Consider the following 18,933-nt stretch of genomic DNA (forward strand, 5'->3'; position numbering starts at 1 on the left):
GACCAGCCCCCGCTCACCCCCGCCTGGAACGCCTTCTTCGAACAGCTCGGCCCCGGCGGCATCAACGACCTGCCGCGGCGTGCGGTCAGCCTGGAGCGGCAGATCCGCGACAACGGCGTCACCTACAACGTGTACGCCGACGCCAACGGCCCGCAGCGGCCGTGGTCGCTCGACCTGTTCCCGCTGATCGTCTCGCCCGAGAGCTGGGCGCAGATCGAGGCCGGCGTGCAGCAGCGCGTGCGCGTGCTCGACCGCGTGATGGCCGACGCCTACGGCCCGCAGCAACTGCTGGCCGAGGGCCTGCTGCCGCCGGCGCTGGTGCGCGGCCATCCGGGCTACCTGCGCGCACTGCACGGCGTGAAGCCGGCCGGTGACACCTGGCTGCACATCGCCGCCTTCGACCTCGCGCGCGGCCCCGACGGCAACTGGTGGGTGGTCTCGCAGCGCACGCAGGCGCCTTCGGGCCTGGGCTACCTGCTGGAGAACCGCCTGGCGATCACGCGGCAGTTTCCGCAGGCCTTCGAGGCGCTGCAGGTGCAGCGGCTGGCCGCCACCTACAGCGCGATGATGGAAGGCCTGCAGCGCATGTGCCCCTCGGGCTCGCCGCCGCACATCGCACTGCTCACGCCGGGCCCGTACAACGAGACCTACTTCGAGCACGCCTACCTGGCGCGCTACCTCGGCCTGACGCTGGTCGAGGGCAGCGACCTCACCGTGCGCGACCAGCGCCTGTACCTCAAGACACTGCAGGGCCTGCGCCCGGTGCACGGCCTCATCAAGCGGCTCGACGACCAGTTCCTCGACCCGCTGGAGCTGCGCCCCGACTCCACGCTCGGCGTGCCCGGCCTGCTGCAGGCGATCCGCGCGGGCAACCTGCTGGTGGCCAACATGCCGGGCTCGGCCTTCCTCGAGTCGCCGGCGCTGCTGGGCTTTTTGCCCGGGCTGGCGCTGCGGCTCATCGGTGAAAAACTCAAGCTGCCGGCGCTGCCGACCTGGTGGTGCGGCGAACGCGCCGCGCTCGAGGCGGTGCTGCCGCAGCTCGGCGAAAGCGCCATCAAGCCGACCTACCCCGGCTTCCAGGGGCGTTCCAGCTTCGACGCCGTGTTCGGCAGCCAGCTCGGCCGCCGCGAAATCGACGAATGGGCCGGCCGCATCGTGCGCGAGGGCGACGTCCACACGGTGCAGGGCTACCTGCCGCTGTCGCAGATGCCGACCTGGGCCAGCGACCTCGGCCCCGGCCACATCGCGCCGCGCGCGCTGATGCTGCGCGTGTTCGCGGTGAGCGACGGCCCGCAGTCGTGGCGCGTGCTGCCCGGCGGCCTGGCGCGCCTGGCAGGCCCCGATGCGCAGATCGCCTCGATGCAGCGCGGCGGCAGCAGTGCCGACGTCTGGGTGCAGACGCACGGCGAGGTCGACCGCACCACGCTGCTGCAGCCGCACGCCACACCGGCCTCGCTCGCGCGGCACCGCGCACCGGTCACCAGCCGCGCGGCCGAGAACATGTTCTGGCTCGGCCGCTACACCGAGCGCGCCGAGAACGCGGTGCGCCTGGCGCGCCTCACGCTCAACCTGCTGGGCAGCGAAGACCAGTCGTCGCGCCCGCTGCTCGAATGGCTGCACCGCATGGCGGTGCGCAACGCACTCGTGCCGGCCGAGGCGCCGAGCGCGCCGCAGTCGCGCCGCGTGTTCGAACGCGCGCTCATCGCCGAGCTGGGCGACGTCGACAACGGCGGCAGCGTCGGCTACAGCCTGCGCAGCATCCGGCAGGCCGCGGCGGCCGTGCGCGAACGGCTGTCGCAGGACAACTGGAACCAGATCGTGCGCGCCGAAAGCGACTTCCTGCGGCGCGCGGCCGAGCAGGCCGGCGAAGGCAGCTTTGCCGCCAGCGCCGCCTTGCGCGCACTCGAATCCGCCAGCACCGCGCTGGCCGCCATGACCGGCGCGCAGACCGACCGCATGACGCGCGACGACGCCTGGCGGCTGCTGTCGATCGGCCGCCACATCGAGCGGCTGGGCTTTCTCTCGAGCGCGCTCGAGGCCGGCTTCGCCAACGGCGCCGTGCACGAGGTGAGCGGCTTCGAGGCCATGGTGGCGCTGTTCGACAGCACCATCACCTTCCATGCGCGCTACCAGCAGCGCCGCGACGTCGCCACGCTGGTCGACCTGCTGGTGCTCGACGCCGAGAACCCGCGTTCGCTGGCCTGGGTCACGCAGACGCTGCGCGGTCGCATCGCGCGGCTCGCGGGCAGCGCGCCGGGCAAGCTCACGGCCCTGTCGTACGAGCTGCCCGACCCCGCCACCTGGACGCTGGAACACCTGTGCGCGGCCGGCCCCGGTGCCGACTACCCCGCGCTGGTCGAACTGCTCGCCACCTGCGAGACGGCCGCGTACCACGTGTCGGACGCCATCGGCACGCGCTACTTCACGCTCACGTCCGAATCGCTGCGCTCCGTCGGCGCCTGATTCCATACCTACACAACGATATTTCGAAGGAGGCATTTCCATGTCCGGCATCGCCCTCAACCGCCGTCTCACACTGACCGCCGCCAGCCTCCTGGTCGGCCTCGCGCTCGCCGGCTGCGGCAAGCAGGAACCCGCCGCGCCCGCAGCCGCCTCGGCACCGCCGCCCGCCGCCGCGCCGCGCGTGCTGGTCGTGGGCACCGACGCGGCCTACACGCCCTTCGAATCGCAGAACGAAAAAGGCGAGGTCGTGGGCTTCGACATCGATGTCGTGAAGGCCATCGCATTGAAGGCCGGCATCGAGGTGAAGTTCGTCAACACGCCGTGGGAAGGCATCTTCAACACGCTCGAGCTGGGCGACCGCGACCTCCTGGTGTCGGCCATCACGATCACGCCCGAGCGCCGCCAGACGATGGACTTCTCGCAGCCCTACTTCGAAGCCCGCCAGCTCATCGCGGTGAAGAGCGACTCGACGGTCGCGAAGTTCGACGACATCAAGAAGCTCAAGGTCGGCGTGCAGAACGGCACCACCGGCGACGAGGTGGTGGGCAAGCTGCTGGGCAAGTCGAGCACCGACATCAAGCGTTTCGAATCGACGCCGCTGGCGCTCAAGGAGCTCGAGGCCGGCGGCGTGCAGGCCGTGGTGGCCGACAACGGCGTGGTGGCCCACTACCTGGCCAACAACCCGGGCGGCGGCTTCAAGACCGTGAGCGATGCCGGCTTCTCGACCGAGCAGTACGGCATCGCCGTGAAGAAGGGCAACGCCGAGCTGCTGGCGAAGATCGACAAGGGCCTGGCCGACATCAAGGCCGACGGCACCTACGCGAAGATCTACGCTTCGCACTTCGGCGCCGAGTCCAAGTAAACAGCGAGCCGCGCGATGCTGCTGCACGTCACCCACGAAACGCGCTACGCGTACGCGCCGGCGGTCGAGACGGCGCAGCACCTGGCGCACCTGCGCCCGCTGGCCACCGCGTCGCAGGAGCTCGTGAGCCACCAGCTCACGATCGACCCCACGCCCGCTCAGCGCAACGAGGTGCCCGACCTGTACGGCAACACGCGCGCCTTCTTCGCGCTCGAAAGCACACACGATCACCTCATCGTGACGGCCGAGAGCGTCGTGAAAACCTCGGCGCCCGTGCTCTCGCCCGCCGTGGCGCGCGAGCTGCCCTGGGAGACCGTGCGCGAGCGCTTCCGCTTTCGCAAGGACGCGCCCTTCGACCCCGCCTCGGAGTTCGTGTTTCCTTCGCCGTACGTGCCGCGCCATGACGACTTCGTCGCCTACGCGCGCGCCAGCTTCGTGCCCGAGCGTCCCACCTTCGACGTGGCGATGGACCTCACCGAGCGCATGTACCGCGACTTCGCCTACGACGCCGACAGCACCGAGATCAACACCCCCGCCGTCGAGGCCCTGGCGCAGCGCAAGGGCGTGTGCCAGGACTTCGCCCACATCCTCATCGCGTGCTTTCGCGCCATGGGCCTGCCGGCGCGCTACGTGAGCGGCTACCTGCTCACGCAGCCCCCACCGGGCCAGCCGCGCCTGGTGGGCGCCGACGCCTCGCACGCGTGGGTGTCGGTGTATTTGCCTGGCGAGGGCGAAGGCCCCGAGAGCGTGGGTGACTGGGCCGACTTCGACCCCACCAACGGCCGCCAGCCCGGCGAGGACTACGTCACGCTCGCCATCGGGCGCGACTACTCCGACGTCTCGCCGATGCGCGGCGTGCTGCATGGCGGCGCGCGCCACACGCTGCATGTCGGCGTGACCGTGCAACCCGTGGGGGAAGTGGTGCAGCTGCCGGCGTCGGCGGCGCAAACACAGACACAATCACCCCCGTCATCGTCATCATCATCCCCAGATCAGGAGTCTCCATGAGCGTTTACGACAAGCTTTCCAGCCTCGGCATTTCCCTGCCCCCGGTGTCCGCCCCCGCCGCTGCCTACGTGCCCTTCGTGCAGACCGGCAACCTCGTGTTCCTGTCGGGCCACATCGCCAAGAAGGACGGCAAGGTCTGGGTCGGCCAGCTCGGCGCCAACATCGGCACCGACGAAGGCAAGCAGGCCGCACGCGCCATCGCCATCGACCTGCTCGGCACGCTGCACGCGGCCGTGGGCGACCTGAACAAGGTCAAGCGCATCGTCAAGGTGATGAGCCTCGTGAACTCGGTCGGCACCTTCACCGAACAGCACCTGGTGACCAACGGCGCCAGCGAGTTCTTCGCCGAAGTGTTCGGCCCCGAAAAGGGCGCGCATGCACGCAGCGCCTTCGGCGTGGCGCAGATCCCGATGGGCGCCTGCGTCGAGATCGAGCTGATCGCAGAGATCGGCTGATCTTTCTCCTGGGCGGCTCGGTCTCTGAAGGCGTGAAGAAACCGTAGCGAGCGGCCCGAGGTCGCATCGAGGACCGGAACCGTACACCCGTACGGTGAGGACCGCAGATGCGAGATCGGGACGCGCAGTAGGTTTATTCGCGCCTTCAGTGAATGAGCCGCCCTCCGTTGCCAATCATCGAGAGCGTCACGGGGTGCGGACGCACACCCGGATCGTCGCCACTCGACACCGGAATCCCCTCGATCTCACGCCGCAGCATCAGCTTCATGGCGTCCTGCATCGAGCGGCGTGGTGAAGCGGCCAGCGCCATGCGTGCTGCTTCCACCGTCACCATCGCCACCACGTACCCTTCCAGCGAGAAGTAGCTGAACTCGTCGCGGCCCATGTGGCTGCGCATGTCCTGCTGGTAGCGCTGCACCAGCGGCGAGGTCGCCAGCCGCGGGTTGGGCATGACCTGCGAGATCACCGTGCCGCGCGCCGCCGGCCCCACGCTCTTTGCGAGCACCTCGCCGTTGACGATCGAGAGCATGTACGGCGTCGGCCGTGCCACGCCGCTCTCCGCCGCCAGCCCCGACAACAACTTCACCCCGCACGGCGTCACGCACAGCGCGAACAGCGCATCGGGCTTGGCCGCGCGCACGCTGGCGGCCAGCGCGGCGCCGTCCATCTGCGCCAACGCCACGCCCTGCTGCCCCACGAGTTCGATGCCGGCGCCGCGCAGCGCGATCTCGAGCGCCGCAAACGCGTCGCGCCCCAGCCCGTCGTCCTGCCAGACCGCGAACACGCGCCGCTGTCGCACCGACACCGCCTGCGCGACCAGCTGGCGCACCTCGTCGGCGTAGCTTGCGCGCAAGTGATAGATGAGCGCGCGCTGCGCGCCGTGCAGCGCCGAGGCGCCGGTCATCGCGCCGATCAGCGGCGTGCCCGCCTCGCGCATCGTCGGGTAGGCCGCGTCGATGTGCGAGGTGCCGGCCGACAGGCCGAGCGCATCGACCTTGTCCTGCACCACGAGCTGGCGGATGTTCTGCGTGTGGCGCTCCACCGAGTAGCCGTCGTCCAGCGCGCGCCACACCAGCTTGTGGCGCCCGAGCAGGCCCTCGCGCTGCACGCGGGCCAGGTAGGCGTCGATGCCGTCCTTCACGTTGCGCCCGGCCTCGCCGAGCGGCCCGCTCAGCGGCAGCGACTGCCCCACCACGATCTCGTCGGCGCGGCCCGGCAGGCCCAGGCACAGGAGGAGCAGAGGCGCAAGCCAGCGGTAGACCATCGTCGTGTCGTCCTTGCCAGCGTCGCCGGCCGTGGGGCAGCCTGAAGCAGGCGGGCCCCGATCTTGGCGGCGCAGCGCATGCGGCGGCCATCGGACATTTCCGGCCGGCGCTACGGGGAACCCTGCTGCTCGCAAACCCTCGGGCGCGGCCGTGCGGCGCGGCCCGCGACCTATCATGCAGCGCGCCACCGCCCGCCCCCATGACAGCACCCGCCCGCGAGAGCCTGCAGGACATGCCCTTCGACACCATCGTCGAACAGGCGGTGGCGGGCATCTACGTGATCCAGGACGACCGCTTCGTCTACTGCAACGCGACCTGGGCCGCCATCGTGGGCTACACCGTAGAGGAAATGACCGGCATGTCGCTGGCCGAGATCGTGCCGCCCGACTTCGTGGAAGTCGTGCGCTCGCGCATCCGCATCCGGCTGGCGGGCAATCCGCCGAGCATGCACTTCATCACGCGCGGCCTGCATCGCGACGGGCGCGTGCGCTTCGTCGAAGTCCACGGCTCGCGCATCGAGCACCGGGGCCGCCCGGCCGTGATGGGCGTCGGCGTGGACGTGACCGACCGCGTGCGCAACGAGGAAGAACGCCAGCGCTCGCGCGAGCAGCTGCAGGCCCTGGCGGCCTACACCGCCAACAAGCTCGAGGAGCAGCGGCTGGCGCTGTCGCGCGACGTGCACGACGTGCTCGGCGGCATGCTGACCTCGATCAAGATGGACGCCACGCGCATCCAGCGCCGCGCCGACAACCCCGAGGTGCAGGCGCTCACGCAGGGCCTGATCGCGCTCACGCAGCAGACCATCGACACGGTCAAGCAGATCTCGGAGGCGCTGCGCCCCAGCGCGCTCGACCACCTCGACCTGTCGGTGGCGCTGGCCCACGAGCTGCAGGCCTTCACGCGCCGCTCGGGCGTGCTGCATTCGCTGGACACCGACGCGCCCGCGCTGCGGCTCGCGCCCAAGCAGGCCACCGCGGTCTACCGCATCTTCCAGGAAGGCCTGACGAACGTCCTGCGCCACGCGAAGGCACAGCGCGTGGACGTGCGGCTGCGCGTGGACGGCGAGCGCCTGCGGCTCGCGCTGCACGACGACGGCTGCGGCTTCGACCCCGACGCGCCCGAGGGCAGCGCGCTGGGCCTTCTGAGCATGCGCGAGCGCGCACGCGAGATCGGCGGCGAGCTGCACATCCACGCGGCGCCCGGTGCGGGCACGCGGCTGGCGCTGAGCGTGCCGCTGCAGCAACCGGAGAGCGGCCCGGCATGATCGACATCTTGATGGTCGACGACCACACGATCTTCCGCTCGGGCCTGCAGCGGCTGCTGCTCGACGAGACCGACCTGCGCACCACGGCCGAGGCCGGCAACGGCGCCGAGGCGCTCGAGCTGGTGCGCCAGCGCCGCTTCGACGTGGTGCTGCTGGACATCAACATGGAAGGCCGCAACGGCCTGGAGGTGCTGGCCTCGATCCGCGCGCTGCAGCCCGCGCTGCCGGTGCTCATGCTGTCGATGTACGCCGAGGAGCAGTACGCGCTGGTCGCCATCCAGGCCGGCGCGCGCGGCTACATCGCCAAAGACGCGGAGCCCGCCGAGCTGGTGCGCGCGATCCGCTGCGTCGCGGCCGGCGGCCAGTACCTGAGCGCGCGCGCCGCCTCGCAGGTCAGCGGCCAGCTCGAAGGCCGCGACGACCGCCCCGCGCACCAGCGGCTCACGGTGCGCGAGCACCAGATCATGCTCATGATGCTCAAGGGCCTGTCGCTCACCGCCATCGGCGACGAGATGCTCATCAGCGTGAAGACCGTGAGCACGCACCGCAGCAACATCCTCGACAAGCTGGGCGTGGCCAGCACGGCGGAGCTGGTGCTCTATGCCGTGCGCCACGGGATCATCCAGTAGATCGATCGCTTCGGAAACTCAGCGTGTGCCGTTGCGCAAGGGGTCGATCGAATCGGGCAGCGCGTTGAAGTCGATCTGCTGGAACAGGAACTCGCGCTGCTGCGGCGACAGCAGCGAATAGCGCGGCCAGAAAAACAGGTAGTCGTCGGCCGACATGCGCGGCTGGTTGTCGAAGATCATGCGCTTGCTGCACAGCAGGCACACGAAGTTGGTCCAGTTGTTCCAGGTCGTCTGGCCATCGAACATGCGGCTCGGTGCGCCGTAGCGGGCGAAGCTCGCCGCGTGGCCGATGAACTTGTCCGACAGCGCCTTGCGGCTGCTTGCGTTCGCGGAGCTCCACGCAAAGCGCATGAAGTTCGGCTCGTCGGTCACGAAGTTGCCGAACAGCGCCGCCACGTCGATGCCGTGGAACGCGCCGAAGGTGTCCTTCCAGGGCTGCGGCGTGTCGTCCCAGTTGTAGTTGTAGCGGTAGATGTCGCCGTTCTGCAGGCGCAGCACGCGGATCACGTTGTCGATCACGTTGTCCAGCGCGTAGCTGATCACTTCATGCGTCTGCGTGTAGATCGGCCGGAACTCGGGCTTGATCAGCTGGTTGAAGGTGACGCTGCCGGGCGCCGCGTAGTTGGTCAGGTTCCACAGCTCCTGCTGCGAGGGCTGGCCCATGCCGAACAGGAAGGCGAAGTACGAGCCCTCGTCGTGCGTGGAGCCGATCATCAGCGGCATCTTGTTGTAGTTGCCCGCGAGCAGCCCGGGCAGCCCGCTCGCGCGGATCACGGTGCCGTCGGTGAAGTGGCCCGGCACCACGGGGCTGGGCGTGAACTTCATGATCTGCGCCGCGCTCGCACCGCGCAGCAAGGCGGCGATGTCGGCGGCGCTCATGGTCAAGCGCTGCGCCGCGGCCTGCAGCGTGGTCGAGGCGCGGCCGGTGTCGACCAGCAGGTTGTCGATGAGCGAGTCGGCCGCCAGCGTGCCCACCACCGACGGGTAGGCGTTGGGCACGCCCGACATGCACAGCGCGCGGTGGAACTTGCCGTCGGCCAGCGGCGACTGCAGCAGGCCCCAGGTGTTGATGCAGCCGGCCGACTGGCCCGCCACCGTCACCTGCCCCGGGTTGCCGCCGAAGGCGCGCGCGTTGGCCTTCACCCAGTCGAGCGCGCGCACGAGGTCCAGCGTGGTGAAGTTGCCCGAGTCGTCCAGCGCGTTGCCTGTCTTCATGGCCGGATGGTTCAGCCAGCCCAGCATGCCCATGCGGTACTGCACGGTGACCACCACCATGTTGGCCTTCTGCGCCAGGTAGGCGCCGTCGTAGGCCGGCTCGCGCGCCGAGCCCTTGGTGTTGCTGCCGCCGTGGATCCAGAAGAACACCGGCAGGTTCTCGGCGCTGGAGTTCGGCCGCCACACGTTCAGGTACAGGCAGTCTTCCGTACCCACGGGCTGGCCGAAGGTGGCCGGGTCGGGCTCGCCGAAGGGGTTGCCGACCTGCGCGCACATGCCGGCCAGCGTGGTCGCGGCACGCGCGCCGCTCCACGGTTGCGGCGGCTGCGGGGCGCGCCAGCGCAGGTTGCCGACGGGCGGCTGCGCGAAGGGAATGCCCAGGAAGGCGTGCGTGTTGTTGGCCGCGACCTTGCCGTAGATCTGGCCGGCGTCCAGCGTGCGCGTGAGGCTCTGGTTGTAGGCGGCCAGCGTGGGCGCCGCGAGCATTGCGAGCGTCCACAGGACCGTGGTGCGAAGCAGCAGGCGAACGAGGCCTGCGAGAGAACGGGAGCGGTGCATGGTGGTTGTCTCCTCGAGGTGGATGCGGCAGGCTCTGACGGCCTTGGTCATGCATCGATTCTCGTGAGCACCCTGCCGCGCCCGCCTCGGTGTCATCGCAGGGGGGCGGCAAGAATCCTCCGATTGACATCCGGCCCGCAAAGGGCCATGCAACGCTTGACGGCTGCTACTTGCGCTTCCAGCTCGCCACGGTGATGTACACGCCGGTTTCCTTCGCGTCGCGCAGGCGCACGCTGTAGCGGCCCGCGCCGTCGGTGCCGTTGAAGACGACCTCGCGGCCCTCTTCGTCCAGCGTCGCGCCCTTGGCGAGTTCGCGGTAGGTGTCGACCAGCTTGGCGATCGGCTCGTAGCTGCGCAGCGTGACCTCGGCGTCGGGCAACCGCGCCTCGGGGCGCTGGGCGCTCTGGTAGGCCGTGCGCATCGGCAGGCCGGCCAGCCCCTTGGGCAGCACGATCTTGCCGGCGCTGGCGGTGCTGTTCACCTCGGCCGTCTGCACCAGCAGCGGATGCAGCGACGCCGGGAAACCCGGCGGCAGCTGCTCGGCGCGCCAGCCCGGCACGCCCGGCTGGCCGATGATGTATTCGACGCTGGCGATCTTCTGCGCGGCGGCCACGTCCGCCGGATCGTCGCTGTCGGCCATGGCCGCGAGGAACGAGGGTAGCTGCTTGCTCCAGGCCACCAGCGGAGCCGCGTCGGCCTGGCTGGCACCGGCACGCTGGAAGACCGACAGCACGGTCTGCGGCAAGGGGTTGCACACCTTGGGATCGTCGCGCTTGGCAGCCGCGCGGCAATGGCCGTTGACCAGCCCCACCGCCTGCACACGGCCGTCGGCGTCGATCAGCATCGCCGCGCGCTCTTCACCATGGCCGCCGCCGCTGACCGACGCGATCACCTGGCGGCCGTCGGGCCACACGGTGCGCGTGACGTCGAACTTCGAGCGCATGCCTTCGAGCAGCTGCTGCGCGATCAGCGTGTCGGGCTCGGTGTAGCTGCCGCGCGCGTAGCCGACCAGGCCGATCACGGCGCTGCGGATGCGCGTCTGCTCGCTGAGGCGCAGCGTGGGCGGCGGCAGTTCGGTCGTGACGGGGGCGGCGGCATCTTGTGCATGGGCGGTGAGCGCGCAGGCGAACACCAGCGACGCAAGCGCCGCAGACATCAACGTCTTCTTCATTCGGAAATTTCCACTTCGATGTTCGTGATCGCGGGCATGTCGCGCGGGACCGTCGTGCTGACGGAGAAGCTCAGGCCGTTGCGGCTGCCGGCGATGAAGCCGTCGCTGGACTCGACGTCCTTCAGCGGCGGCGACAGCTGCTTGTAGAACGCCAGCACCTGCTGTGGCGTGTCGACGGTCTGCAGGCGCAGCACGCGCTTGGCCTTGGCGTCGCTCAGTGCCTCCTGCGCGGTGCCGTAGATCAGCGCCTTGGGGTACAGCGGCACTTGCGCGGAGAAGGCCTTGTTGGGTCGCACGATGGGACGCGCCGTGGTGCGCGCGGCGTCCATCGTGACGTACTCGGTCGTCGCGATCTTCTCGCCCACGCCTTCGCCGCCCTGCATGCGGTCGGGAACCTGCTGGCTCCATGCGACCAGCGGTTGCGCCTTGGTGCGGTCGACGCCGGGGCGCAAAAAGACCGAGAGCACCGCGTGCTGGTCGTCGAGGCAGCCGGCGGACGACGAGTCCTTGCCGCAGCTGCGATGCACCAGTGCGGCAGCCAGCACGTCACCGCTGCGGTCGTCGACCAGCACGGCCGCGCGCTCGCCGCCGTCGTAGGGCCGGCGGTACGACGAAAGCAGTCGTTGGCCGTCAGGCAGCGCCTGCTGCTTGCGGTCGGGGCGCGAGGCCAGGCCCGAGATCAGCTGCTCGGCCAGCAGGCCTTCGGGCCAGTAGTACGAGCCCGACGCCATGCCCGCGAAGCGCGTCACGGCAAGGTCGAGTGCGGGGGCCTGGGATGTTTCCGGGGCGCGCTCGTGATGCGGCACGAGGACCAGCTGGGGTGTCGCGGTTTGTGCGACGGCGCCGAGGGAAGAGAGAAGAAGAAAAGCGAGGAAAGCGGAACGCGGTCGAAGGTGAGGCATGCAAAAAAGAAAACGAACGATGCGGCTCGCCCGATGTTTGCGGACAAGTGTGTCGTTTCATTCTAGAAGGCGCTCATTGCCAAAACGCCTTGCCTCTCATCGCCGCGACCATCGTCTCACGGTGTGACCGCGAGCTTCGAACACAGCAGCCGCATCGCAGCGCCGATCGGTGCGATCACCGGCACCTCGAAGCGCGGCGCGAGCGCGAGCGCGGCTTGTCCGAGCGGACCGCCGCCGATGATCACGGCCTGCGCGCCATCGTCGTCGATGCAGCGTTGCACGGCCTGCGCCAATGCCTCTTCGAGCGCCTTCGCATCGGCCGCGAGCGCACGCGGATCGCCCTGCGTGAGGCGGATGCCGCTGAACTGCGCGCCCAACCCGAGCGCGACCGCGCGCGCTTCGATGGGTGCCACGAGGTCGGGCGTGACGGTGGCGATGCCGAAGCGCCGTCCGCCCTCGCCCGCCGCGAGCATCGAGGCTTCGGCGATGCCGACCACGGGCACGCCGGCCTCGCGCCGCAACAGCGCCACGCCGGGGTCGCCGAAGGCGCTGACGATCACGCCGTCCCAGCCCTCGCCCGCCGCCGCGCGCCACACCTTCAGCACCTCGTGCGCGGCCGCGTTCAGCTCGTCTTCGTTGACGATCATCGGCGGGCCCTGCACCGCCGTGCGGCCGGTCACGCGGCAACCGGCGGGCGCTTCGGCGGACGCGATGCCGACCATCATGTCGGTGGTGACGACGGAGGCGTTGGGGTTGATGAGCAGGATGTCGGGCATGCGGAAAAGCGCTTTCTTTGGAGATCGTTCGTTGCGCGGTTCAGTTCGAGCGGGCCAGCGTCGCGCCCGGTGCGCGGTCTTCGGCCTCGGCTTCGCCGGGCAGCGGCAACGCATCGGGCGACTGGCCGTAGGTCTCGGGCACGCATTGCACGCTGGCGACGAACACCGCGTACATCGCGGCGGCCAGGCCGAACACGCCGACCAGCCCGAAGCTGTCGAACAGGCGGCCCGCCACCAGCGGCATCAGCGCGCCGGCCGCCGTGCCCGTGGCGAGGATGAAGGCCGTGCCGAAGGCGCGCACGCGCGTCGGGTACAGCTCGGGCGCGAAGATCCAGATGGTGGTGTTCAGCAGCAGCACGAAGAACTGGAACACCGCGCCCGCAATGAGGATCACGACGATGCTCTTGGCCACGAAGCCGATGGTCAACGCCGCGAGGCAGGCGCACACGGCGCCGGCCGTCAGCACGCGCTTGCGCGGAAAGTGAAAGCCCAGCAGCGAGGCCGCAATGGCGCCCAGCAGGCTGCCGCCCTGCATCACCATCGTGAACAGCAGGCTCTTGGACATGCTGTAGCCCAGCGTCACGAGGATGGTCGGCATCAGCGTGAGCACCGAGATCTGCGCGCCGTAGGTCATCCAGATCGTGATGCACAGCGGCACCGTGCGCCGCGCCAGCGCGCCGCGGAAGATCTCGGTCACGCGCACCTTCGGCCGCGCAGCCTGCGCGAGCGTGCCGTCGTCAGTGATGTATTGCTGGGGCGCCGCCGGCTTGCCCGACAGCCGCCCCGACGCGAGGCGCGACAGCACCGCATTCGTTTCCTTCACGCGGCCCTGCGACAGCAGGAAGCGCGGCGTCTCGGGGATGTAGCGGCGATAGAAGGCGCCCAGCAGCGCCGGCACCATGAGGCAGGCGAACAGCCAGCGCCAGGCGTTGTCGCCCGGGAACATCCAGAACACCAGCAGGCCGAAGCCCGGTGCGAGGAAATTGCCGAGCCCGCCCGCGCCCACGTTCACCATCCCCACCGCCGTGCCGCGGAACTTGGTCGAGCAGAACTCGGCCAGCATGGTCACGGCAATGGCAATCTCGCCGCCCAGCCCGAAGCCCACCACCGCGCGGCCCAGCGCCATCACCGTGAAGTTGGGCGCCATCGCGCAGATGCCCGCGCCGAGCGTGAACAGCAGCAGGTCGATCGACAGCATCACGCGGCGGCCGTAGCGGTCGGCGATGAAGCCCGAAATGATCCGTCCGATGGCCGCGCAGGCAAAGGTGACGGTGTTCAGGAAGCCGATGTCGGAGGCGCTCAGCCCCCACTGCTCGCGCAGCATCGGGCCGACGATGCCGACCGCGTTCTGCTCGAAGGCATCGAACAGGCAGCCGATGAGGATCAGAAAAATGATCGTGTGGTGCGAGCGCGTGACGCCGATGGTGTCGAGCGCGCGATCGAGCTCCGCGACTCGGGGCGAGTCGGGCCCGGAGGAGAGTGCAGGTCCAGCCATGGAAAAAACCCTTGAGAAGGAATGAAGTGCTTGCTTGCGCGGTGCAGCCCGGTGTCGCGGATCGCATCGTAGGCGGCATCGCGCCTGAATGGCATATGGATTTCACCTACTTCAAATAGTTGAAATTCAAATTTCATTCAGTTGCGAGCGTTTGCAAGCTTCATGCCGGGTAGTTTTCAGGCCTGGAAAACGGGTTCTCCGGGGTTGGGCTGGCAAGCGGCGCCCGAGCGCACCTGCAGTGTGCGCTGGCGCACCGAGGGCGTGCGCCGCTGTCTAGGCACTCGCGGCGCCGGCCAGCGCCAGCAGTTCGTCGACCTCCCAATGGTCGTCCGCGTGCCCGCCGTACTTGACGGCAACCACGGTGCCCCGCGCGTCGATGAGCACGTCGGCTGGCAAACCCGTGATGCCGTTTTCCGCCTTCCTGTAGAAGCGGCCCGTCGCGAGCACCCAGCGCAGGCCGCTCCAAAAGACGCGCGGATGCAGGAACGCCAGCCGCGAGGTCTCCACGCCGAAGCGCCGGTAGTGCGCCTTGGCGGGATCGGCCACGCAGTCGAACGGCAGCTGCGCCTGGTACTTGCGCATCTCCTGCGCGGACGAGTGAAAGAGCACGACCTCGCGAATGCCCGCCGCCGCCAGCTCGCCCTGCCTTCGGGCAAAGGTCATCAGATGGAAGTTGCAGACCGGGCAGCCCGCGAAGCGGCGAAACTGCAGGTGGACCCAGCGCGAACCGGCGTCCGGCAGCTGCAAGGGCTTTCCGTGGATCGTTTCCAGGGCCGTGGCGGGCACCACATCGCCGGGCGAGAACTTCATCGATGATCCTTCAGGAAGGGTTGCGAAGACGCCGGGCCGGGTGGCTGGAAAGCGTCTTCCGATTTTTAAGTACACTGTACGTTTATTACTTTACAACCTCTTCGAGAACGGAGTCAAGCGTGGGACGTCCCGCCAAATTCACCCGTGAACAGCTCCAGCAGGCCGCGCTGGCGCTGGTCGACGCGGACGGCCTCTCCGGCCTGACCATGCGCGCGCTCGCGAGCCGGCTGGAAACCGGCGCGATGACGCTCTACAACTACGTCTCGCAACGCGAGGAGCTGGAGATGCTCGTGGTCGAGGCGGTGCTGGGCAAGGTGCGCTGGGAGACCGACGACCGCCTGCCCTGGCATGAAGCGCTGGAGGACATCGCGATCGCGCTGTGGCGTGTGATCCGCGACCATCCCCATGTGATTCCCCTGATCCTCACGAAGCGCAGCCGCTCGCCCGCGGTGTTCGAAGTGACCGAAGCCCTGCTGCGCACGCTGGCCCAGAGCGGCCGCAGCGGCGCCCGCCTGCTCGTGGGTTTTCGCGCGGTGTCCGCGCTCATCATGGGCGCCGCGCAGGCGGAGCTGGCCGGGCCGCTCACGCTGCAGGCCGACGAATCGCCCGACGACACCATCGCGCGCTTCCAGGCCCTGCCACCGGACCGGTTCCCGCACCTGATCGAGATCGCCACCGCCGCCACGGCCAGCGACGCGGAGACCGAGTTCCGGGCGAGCCTGTCGCTGCTGATCGATGGCCTGCGCGCGGATGCTGCGCCGCAGGCCTGACGCCGCTCAGGCCAGGGCCAGCGCCTCGACCTGGTCCAGCGCGCGCGAGACACCGCCCAGGCGCGTCGCCAGGTGCTGCGCGCGCTTCAGGTACAGGTGCGCGTCGTGCTCCCAGGTGAAGCCCATGCCGCCATGCACCTGGATCGCCGTGCGCGTGGCCTGCTGCGCGCCTTCGATGGCGGTGAACTCGGCCGCGGCGCAGGCGAAGCGCCAGTCGGGCAGGCCGCCGTCGAGCGCGGCGGCGGCGTAGCGCACGGCCAGGCGCGCGTTGTCCACGCCCATCCAGGCGTTGGCGAGCTGGTGCTTGATGGCCTGGTAGCTGCCGATGGGCTTGCCGAACTGCACGCGCTCGCGGGCATAGGCGCTGGCGAGGTCGAGTGCGGCCTGCGCGACGCCGACGAGTTCCGCCGACAGCGCGACGCGATGCGCGGCGCGCACGCGGGCACGCGCTTCGGGCGTGATGGGCAGCGTCTCCCACGCGAGCGATGGCGCGGGAGCCGCCGGTGCTTGTCGCAGCGTGGGATCGAGCGCATCGGATGCTGCGCCCTCGGGCATCGGCCGCAGCGCCACGCGCAGTGGCACGGCGTCGTCATGCCAGCCCTGCACCACCACGAGGTCCGACGCCTGCCCCGCGTGGTCGATCCAACTATCACCGTCGGCGATGCAATGGAAGGCGCGCTCGCCCGCCATTGCCGCACGCACCCAGTCACTCAACGCATCGGACGGTGCCTCACCACACGCCTGCAACCACAGCGGCAACAGCACGGCGCTGCCAGCCAGCGGCAGGTTCAGCAGTTGCTGGCCTGCGGCCTCGGCCACGATGCAGGCCTCGCTCATGCCGAGCCCCAGGCCGTCGTGCGCTTCGGGCACCAGCAGCGCCATCCAGCCCATTCCGGCCATGTCGGCCCACAGCGACGGCTGCGTGGCATCGGTCCAGGGCAAGGCGCGCCGTGCGCGCGCGAGCGGGTGGTGGTCGGCGAAGAAGCGGTGGGCCGACGCATGCAGCATCTGCTGCTCGTCGTTCAATGCGAAATCCATGGCGGGTCGTGTCGTCGTCTTCAATCAGTTCTTGGGCAGGCCCAGCATCTGCTCGGCCAGGATGTTGCGCTGCACTTCGGAGGTGCCCGCCAGGATGGTTTCGGCGCGCGTCCACAGGTAGTCGCGCACCCAGGCCGCGGCCTGCGAGTCGGCGCCCGTGGGCTCGGGGCCGGCCAGCGCGCGCTCGCCCAGCACTTCCATGGCGGTGGCGAGCAGCTTCTGGTGCGACTCGCTCCAGTGCAGCTTGGTCGACGAGCCCTCGGGCCCCGGCGGGCCGCCGCGCATCGCGTGCGTGAGCGCGCGGTACGACTTGAGCTTGAGCACATGGCTGTCGACCGCCAGCCGCGCGAGGTCGCGCCGCAGGTGCGGGCAGTCGAGCGCGGGGCGTCCGCCCCTTTGCTCGCCGGCCGCCAGCCGCGTGAGCGCGCCCAGCTCCTGCGTGAAGCGCACCTGGCGCGGAATGAAGTAGGTGCCGCGCTCGAAGCTCGCGGCGGCCATCGCCAGGCGCCAGCCGCCGTTCTCCTCGCCTACCAGCGCGTCGAGCGGCACCTTCACGTCCTCGAAGAAGACCTCGTTGAAGTCCGACTCGCCCGTGATCTGGCGGATGGGTTCCACGCGCACGCCGGGGCTCTTCATGTCGACCAGCAGGAAGCTGATGCCCTTGTGGCGCGCGGCCGTGGCGTCGGTGCGCGCGAGCACGAAGCAGTGGTCAGCAATGTGTGCGAACGAGGTCCACACCTTGTGGCCGTTGAGCACGTAGTGGTCGCCACGCCGCTCGGCGCGCGTGGACAGCGCCGCGAGGTCGGAGCCCGCGCCGGGCTCGGAATAGCCCTGGCACCAGATCTCGCGGTTGCTCAAAATGCCGGGCAGAAAGCGTGCCTTCTGCGCCTCGCTCGCGAAGTGGATCAGCGTGGGCGCCAGGATGCCGTGGCCGATGATGTTCACGCCCAGCGGCGCGCCGATGCGGGCCTGCTCCTCGTGGAAGATGGCCTGCCGCGTGAGCGGCCAGGCCTTGCCGCCGTGGGCCTCGGGCCAGCCCAGGCCCGACCAGCCGGCCTGGCACACGTGGTCTTCCCAGGCGCGGCGCCAGGTCAGCTCGTTGGCGTCGGGCGCGCCGCCGGGCCAGGCCGCGACGAAGCGCGGATAGTGCGTCTCGAACCAGTCGCGCAACGTGAGGCGGAAGGCTTCGTCTTGCGCCGAGTAACCCACTTGCATGCTTGTCTGCTTTCTCGTTCTTGCTGATGGATCGCGCAGGTCAGTCGGCCTTTGCGCCGGAGTCCTTGATGACCTTGGCCCACTTGACGATGTCCTTGCGCAGGAACGCCGCGAACTCCTCGGGCTTGTTGCCGATGATGTCCAGGCCCAGGCTGCGGAACCTGTCCTTCACCTCGGGTTCCTTGAGCACTTCCTGCAGCTCGTCGTGCAGCTTGGTCACGACCGCCGGGGGCGTCCTGGCCGGCGCGACCACGCCCAGCCACGGCATGGCCTCGTAGCCGGGCAGGCCCGACTCGGCGACGGTGGGCGTGTCGGGCAGCGACTGCGAGCGCTGCGCCGTGGTCACGGCCAGGAGGCGCACCTTGCCGTCCTTGATGAAGGGGCCCGAGGACGCGTAGGCGTCGAACATCACCTGCAGCTGGCCGCCGATCATGTCGGTGAGCGCGGGCGCGCTGCCCTTGTAGGGGATGTGCTGCATCTTCACGCCGGCCACGCTGTTGAAGAGCTCGGCCTCCAGGTGCGTGGACGTGCCCGCGCCCACCGAGCCGTAGTTGGCCTTGTTGGGGTTGGCCTTGAGCCAGCTCACGAGTTCGCCCACGTTCTTCGCCGGAATGCTCGGATGCACCACCAGCACGTGCACCACCGAGGCCACCTGCGAGACCGGCGCGAAGTCTTTCACCGGGTCGTAGTTGACCTTGCTGTACAGGCTGGGCGCAATGCCCAGCGACGAGGCCGCGAGCAGCAGCGTGTGGCCGTCGGGGGCGGCCTTGGCGACGTACTCCGACGCGATCATGGTGCCGGCGCCGGGCTTGTTCTCCACCAGCACGGGCTGGCCCAGGCGCTTGTGCAGCCGCTCGGCGAGCAGGCGCGACATGATGTCGGCCGCGCCGCCGGGCGAGAACGGCACGACGAGCGTGACGGGCTTGGTCGGGTAGGTCTGCGCCACGGCGGTGCCGCCCATGAGCGCGGCGGCGGCCAGGGCCACGCAGGCCAGTGCTTTCTTGAACATGGGATGTCTCCTGTCTCTGTCGATGGTT

Annotated in this window: 17 protein-coding genes; 7 read left to right on the forward strand and 10 right to left on the reverse strand. The window is 69.6% G+C overall.

Annotated features, from left to right (window positions below; translation table 11 throughout):
* The 4 genes from AC07YS_RS27745 to AC07YS_RS27760 form a co-directional block, all read left to right on the forward strand.
* The coding region (locus AC07YS_RS27745; RefSeq protein ID WP_495275744.1) for a circularly permuted type 2 ATP-grasp protein at window positions 1-2,463 on the forward strand (2,463 nt) is incomplete at its 5' end.
* 40 nt (window positions 2,464-2,503) lie between these two features.
* Complete coding sequence (locus tag AC07YS_RS27750) at window positions 2,504-3,325, forward strand: basic amino acid ABC transporter substrate-binding protein (RefSeq protein WP_307583858.1); 822 nt, start codon at window positions 2,504-2,506, stop codon at window positions 3,323-3,325.
* A gap of 15 nt (window positions 3,326-3,340) precedes the next feature.
* Window positions 3,341-4,333, forward strand: coding sequence for a transglutaminase family protein (locus AC07YS_RS27755; protein WP_495269390.1), 993 nt, complete (start codon window positions 3,341-3,343; stop codon window positions 4,331-4,333).
* Window positions 4,330-4,788 (forward strand): RidA family protein, encoded by a 459-nt coding sequence (locus tag AC07YS_RS27760; RefSeq protein WP_062476784.1) that lies wholly within the window; start codon window positions 4,330-4,332, stop codon window positions 4,786-4,788. The genes AC07YS_RS27755 and AC07YS_RS27760 overlap by 4 nt, the downstream gene beginning before the upstream one ends.
* Window positions 4,789-4,933: 145 nt before the next feature.
* Here the strand turns inward: AC07YS_RS27760 and AC07YS_RS27765 are convergent, their stop codons facing one another.
* The gene (locus tag AC07YS_RS27765; RefSeq protein WP_495269389.1) at window positions 4,934-6,052 is read right to left on the reverse strand and encodes an ABC transporter substrate-binding protein; all 1,119 of its coding nucleotides are present in this window, start codon (window positions 6,050-6,052) and stop codon (window positions 4,934-4,936) included.
* A 200-nt stretch (window positions 6,053-6,252) separates the two neighbouring features.
* Between AC07YS_RS27765 and AC07YS_RS27770 the strand changes: the two genes are divergently transcribed.
* Together AC07YS_RS27770 and AC07YS_RS27775 are read left to right on the forward strand one after the other, a co-directional pair.
* Window positions 6,253-7,317 (forward strand): sensor histidine kinase, encoded by a 1,065-nt coding sequence (locus AC07YS_RS27770; protein WP_495269388.1) that lies wholly within the window; start codon window positions 6,253-6,255, stop codon window positions 7,315-7,317.
* On the forward strand, window positions 7,314-7,946 hold the full coding sequence (locus AC07YS_RS27775) for a response regulator (protein ID WP_062476788.1): 633 nt from the start codon (window positions 7,314-7,316) through the stop codon (window positions 7,944-7,946). The genes AC07YS_RS27770 and AC07YS_RS27775 overlap by 4 nt, the downstream gene beginning before the upstream one ends.
* A gap of 18 nt (window positions 7,947-7,964) precedes the next feature.
* Here the strand turns inward: AC07YS_RS27775 and AC07YS_RS27780 are convergent, their stop codons facing one another.
* From AC07YS_RS27780 to AC07YS_RS27805, 6 genes are all read right to left on the reverse strand, one after another.
* Window positions 7,965-9,719, reverse strand: coding sequence for a carboxylesterase/lipase family protein (locus AC07YS_RS27780; RefSeq protein ID WP_495269387.1), 1,755 nt, complete (start codon window positions 9,717-9,719; stop codon window positions 7,965-7,967).
* Between the two features lie 166 nt (window positions 9,720-9,885).
* Window positions 9,886-10,890 carry a hypothetical protein gene (locus AC07YS_RS27785; RefSeq protein ID WP_495269386.1) on the reverse strand — a complete coding sequence of 335 codons (1,005 nt, stop codon included), beginning with the start codon at window positions 10,888-10,890 and terminating at the stop codon, window positions 9,886-9,888.
* Complete coding sequence (locus AC07YS_RS27790) at window positions 10,887-11,639, reverse strand: hypothetical protein (protein WP_495269385.1); 753 nt, start codon at window positions 11,637-11,639, stop codon at window positions 10,887-10,889. The genes AC07YS_RS27785 and AC07YS_RS27790 overlap by 4 nt, the downstream gene beginning before the upstream one ends.
* 269 nt (window positions 11,640-11,908) lie before the next feature.
* A complete protein-coding gene (locus tag AC07YS_RS27795) occupies window positions 11,909-12,568 on the reverse strand; it encodes an aspartate/glutamate racemase family protein (RefSeq protein ID WP_495269384.1) in 660 nt (219 codons plus the stop codon).
* Window positions 12,569-12,608: 40 nt separating this feature from the next.
* Window positions 12,609-14,063 carry an MFS transporter gene (locus AC07YS_RS27800; RefSeq protein ID WP_159272391.1) on the reverse strand — a complete coding sequence of 485 codons (1,455 nt, stop codon included), beginning with the start codon at window positions 14,061-14,063 and terminating at the stop codon, window positions 12,609-12,611.
* 273 nt (window positions 14,064-14,336) lie between these two features.
* A complete protein-coding gene (locus tag AC07YS_RS27805) occupies window positions 14,337-14,873 on the reverse strand; it encodes a peroxiredoxin-like family protein (RefSeq protein WP_495269383.1) in 537 nt (178 codons plus the stop codon).
* A gap of 119 nt (window positions 14,874-14,992) precedes the next feature.
* Between AC07YS_RS27805 and AC07YS_RS27810 the strand changes: the two genes are divergently transcribed.
* A complete protein-coding gene (locus AC07YS_RS27810; protein ID WP_354346312.1) occupies window positions 14,993-15,643 on the forward strand; it encodes a TetR/AcrR family transcriptional regulator in 651 nt (216 codons plus the stop codon).
* A 6-nt stretch (window positions 15,644-15,649) separates the two neighbouring features.
* Here the strand turns inward: AC07YS_RS27810 and AC07YS_RS27815 are convergent, their stop codons facing one another.
* From AC07YS_RS27815 to AC07YS_RS27825, 3 genes are read right to left on the reverse strand one after another with little or no spacing between them, the layout of a single operon-like run.
* A complete protein-coding gene (locus tag AC07YS_RS27815; RefSeq protein ID WP_495269382.1) occupies window positions 15,650-16,681 on the reverse strand; it encodes an acyl-CoA dehydrogenase family protein in 1,032 nt (343 codons plus the stop codon).
* A gap of 24 nt (window positions 16,682-16,705) precedes the next feature.
* Window positions 16,706-17,896 (reverse strand): acyl-CoA dehydrogenase family protein, encoded by a 1,191-nt coding sequence (locus AC07YS_RS27820; protein ID WP_495269381.1) that lies wholly within the window; start codon window positions 17,894-17,896, stop codon window positions 16,706-16,708.
* 40 nt (window positions 17,897-17,936) lie between these two features.
* Window positions 17,937-18,905 (reverse strand): tripartite tricarboxylate transporter substrate binding protein, encoded by a 969-nt coding sequence (locus tag AC07YS_RS27825; RefSeq protein ID WP_495269380.1) that lies wholly within the window; start codon window positions 18,903-18,905, stop codon window positions 17,937-17,939.
* Window positions 18,906-18,933: the final 28 nt, after the last annotated feature.

It is taken from the genome of Variovorax sp. GW458-11-26-14-LB1 (genome assembly GCF_059423965.1).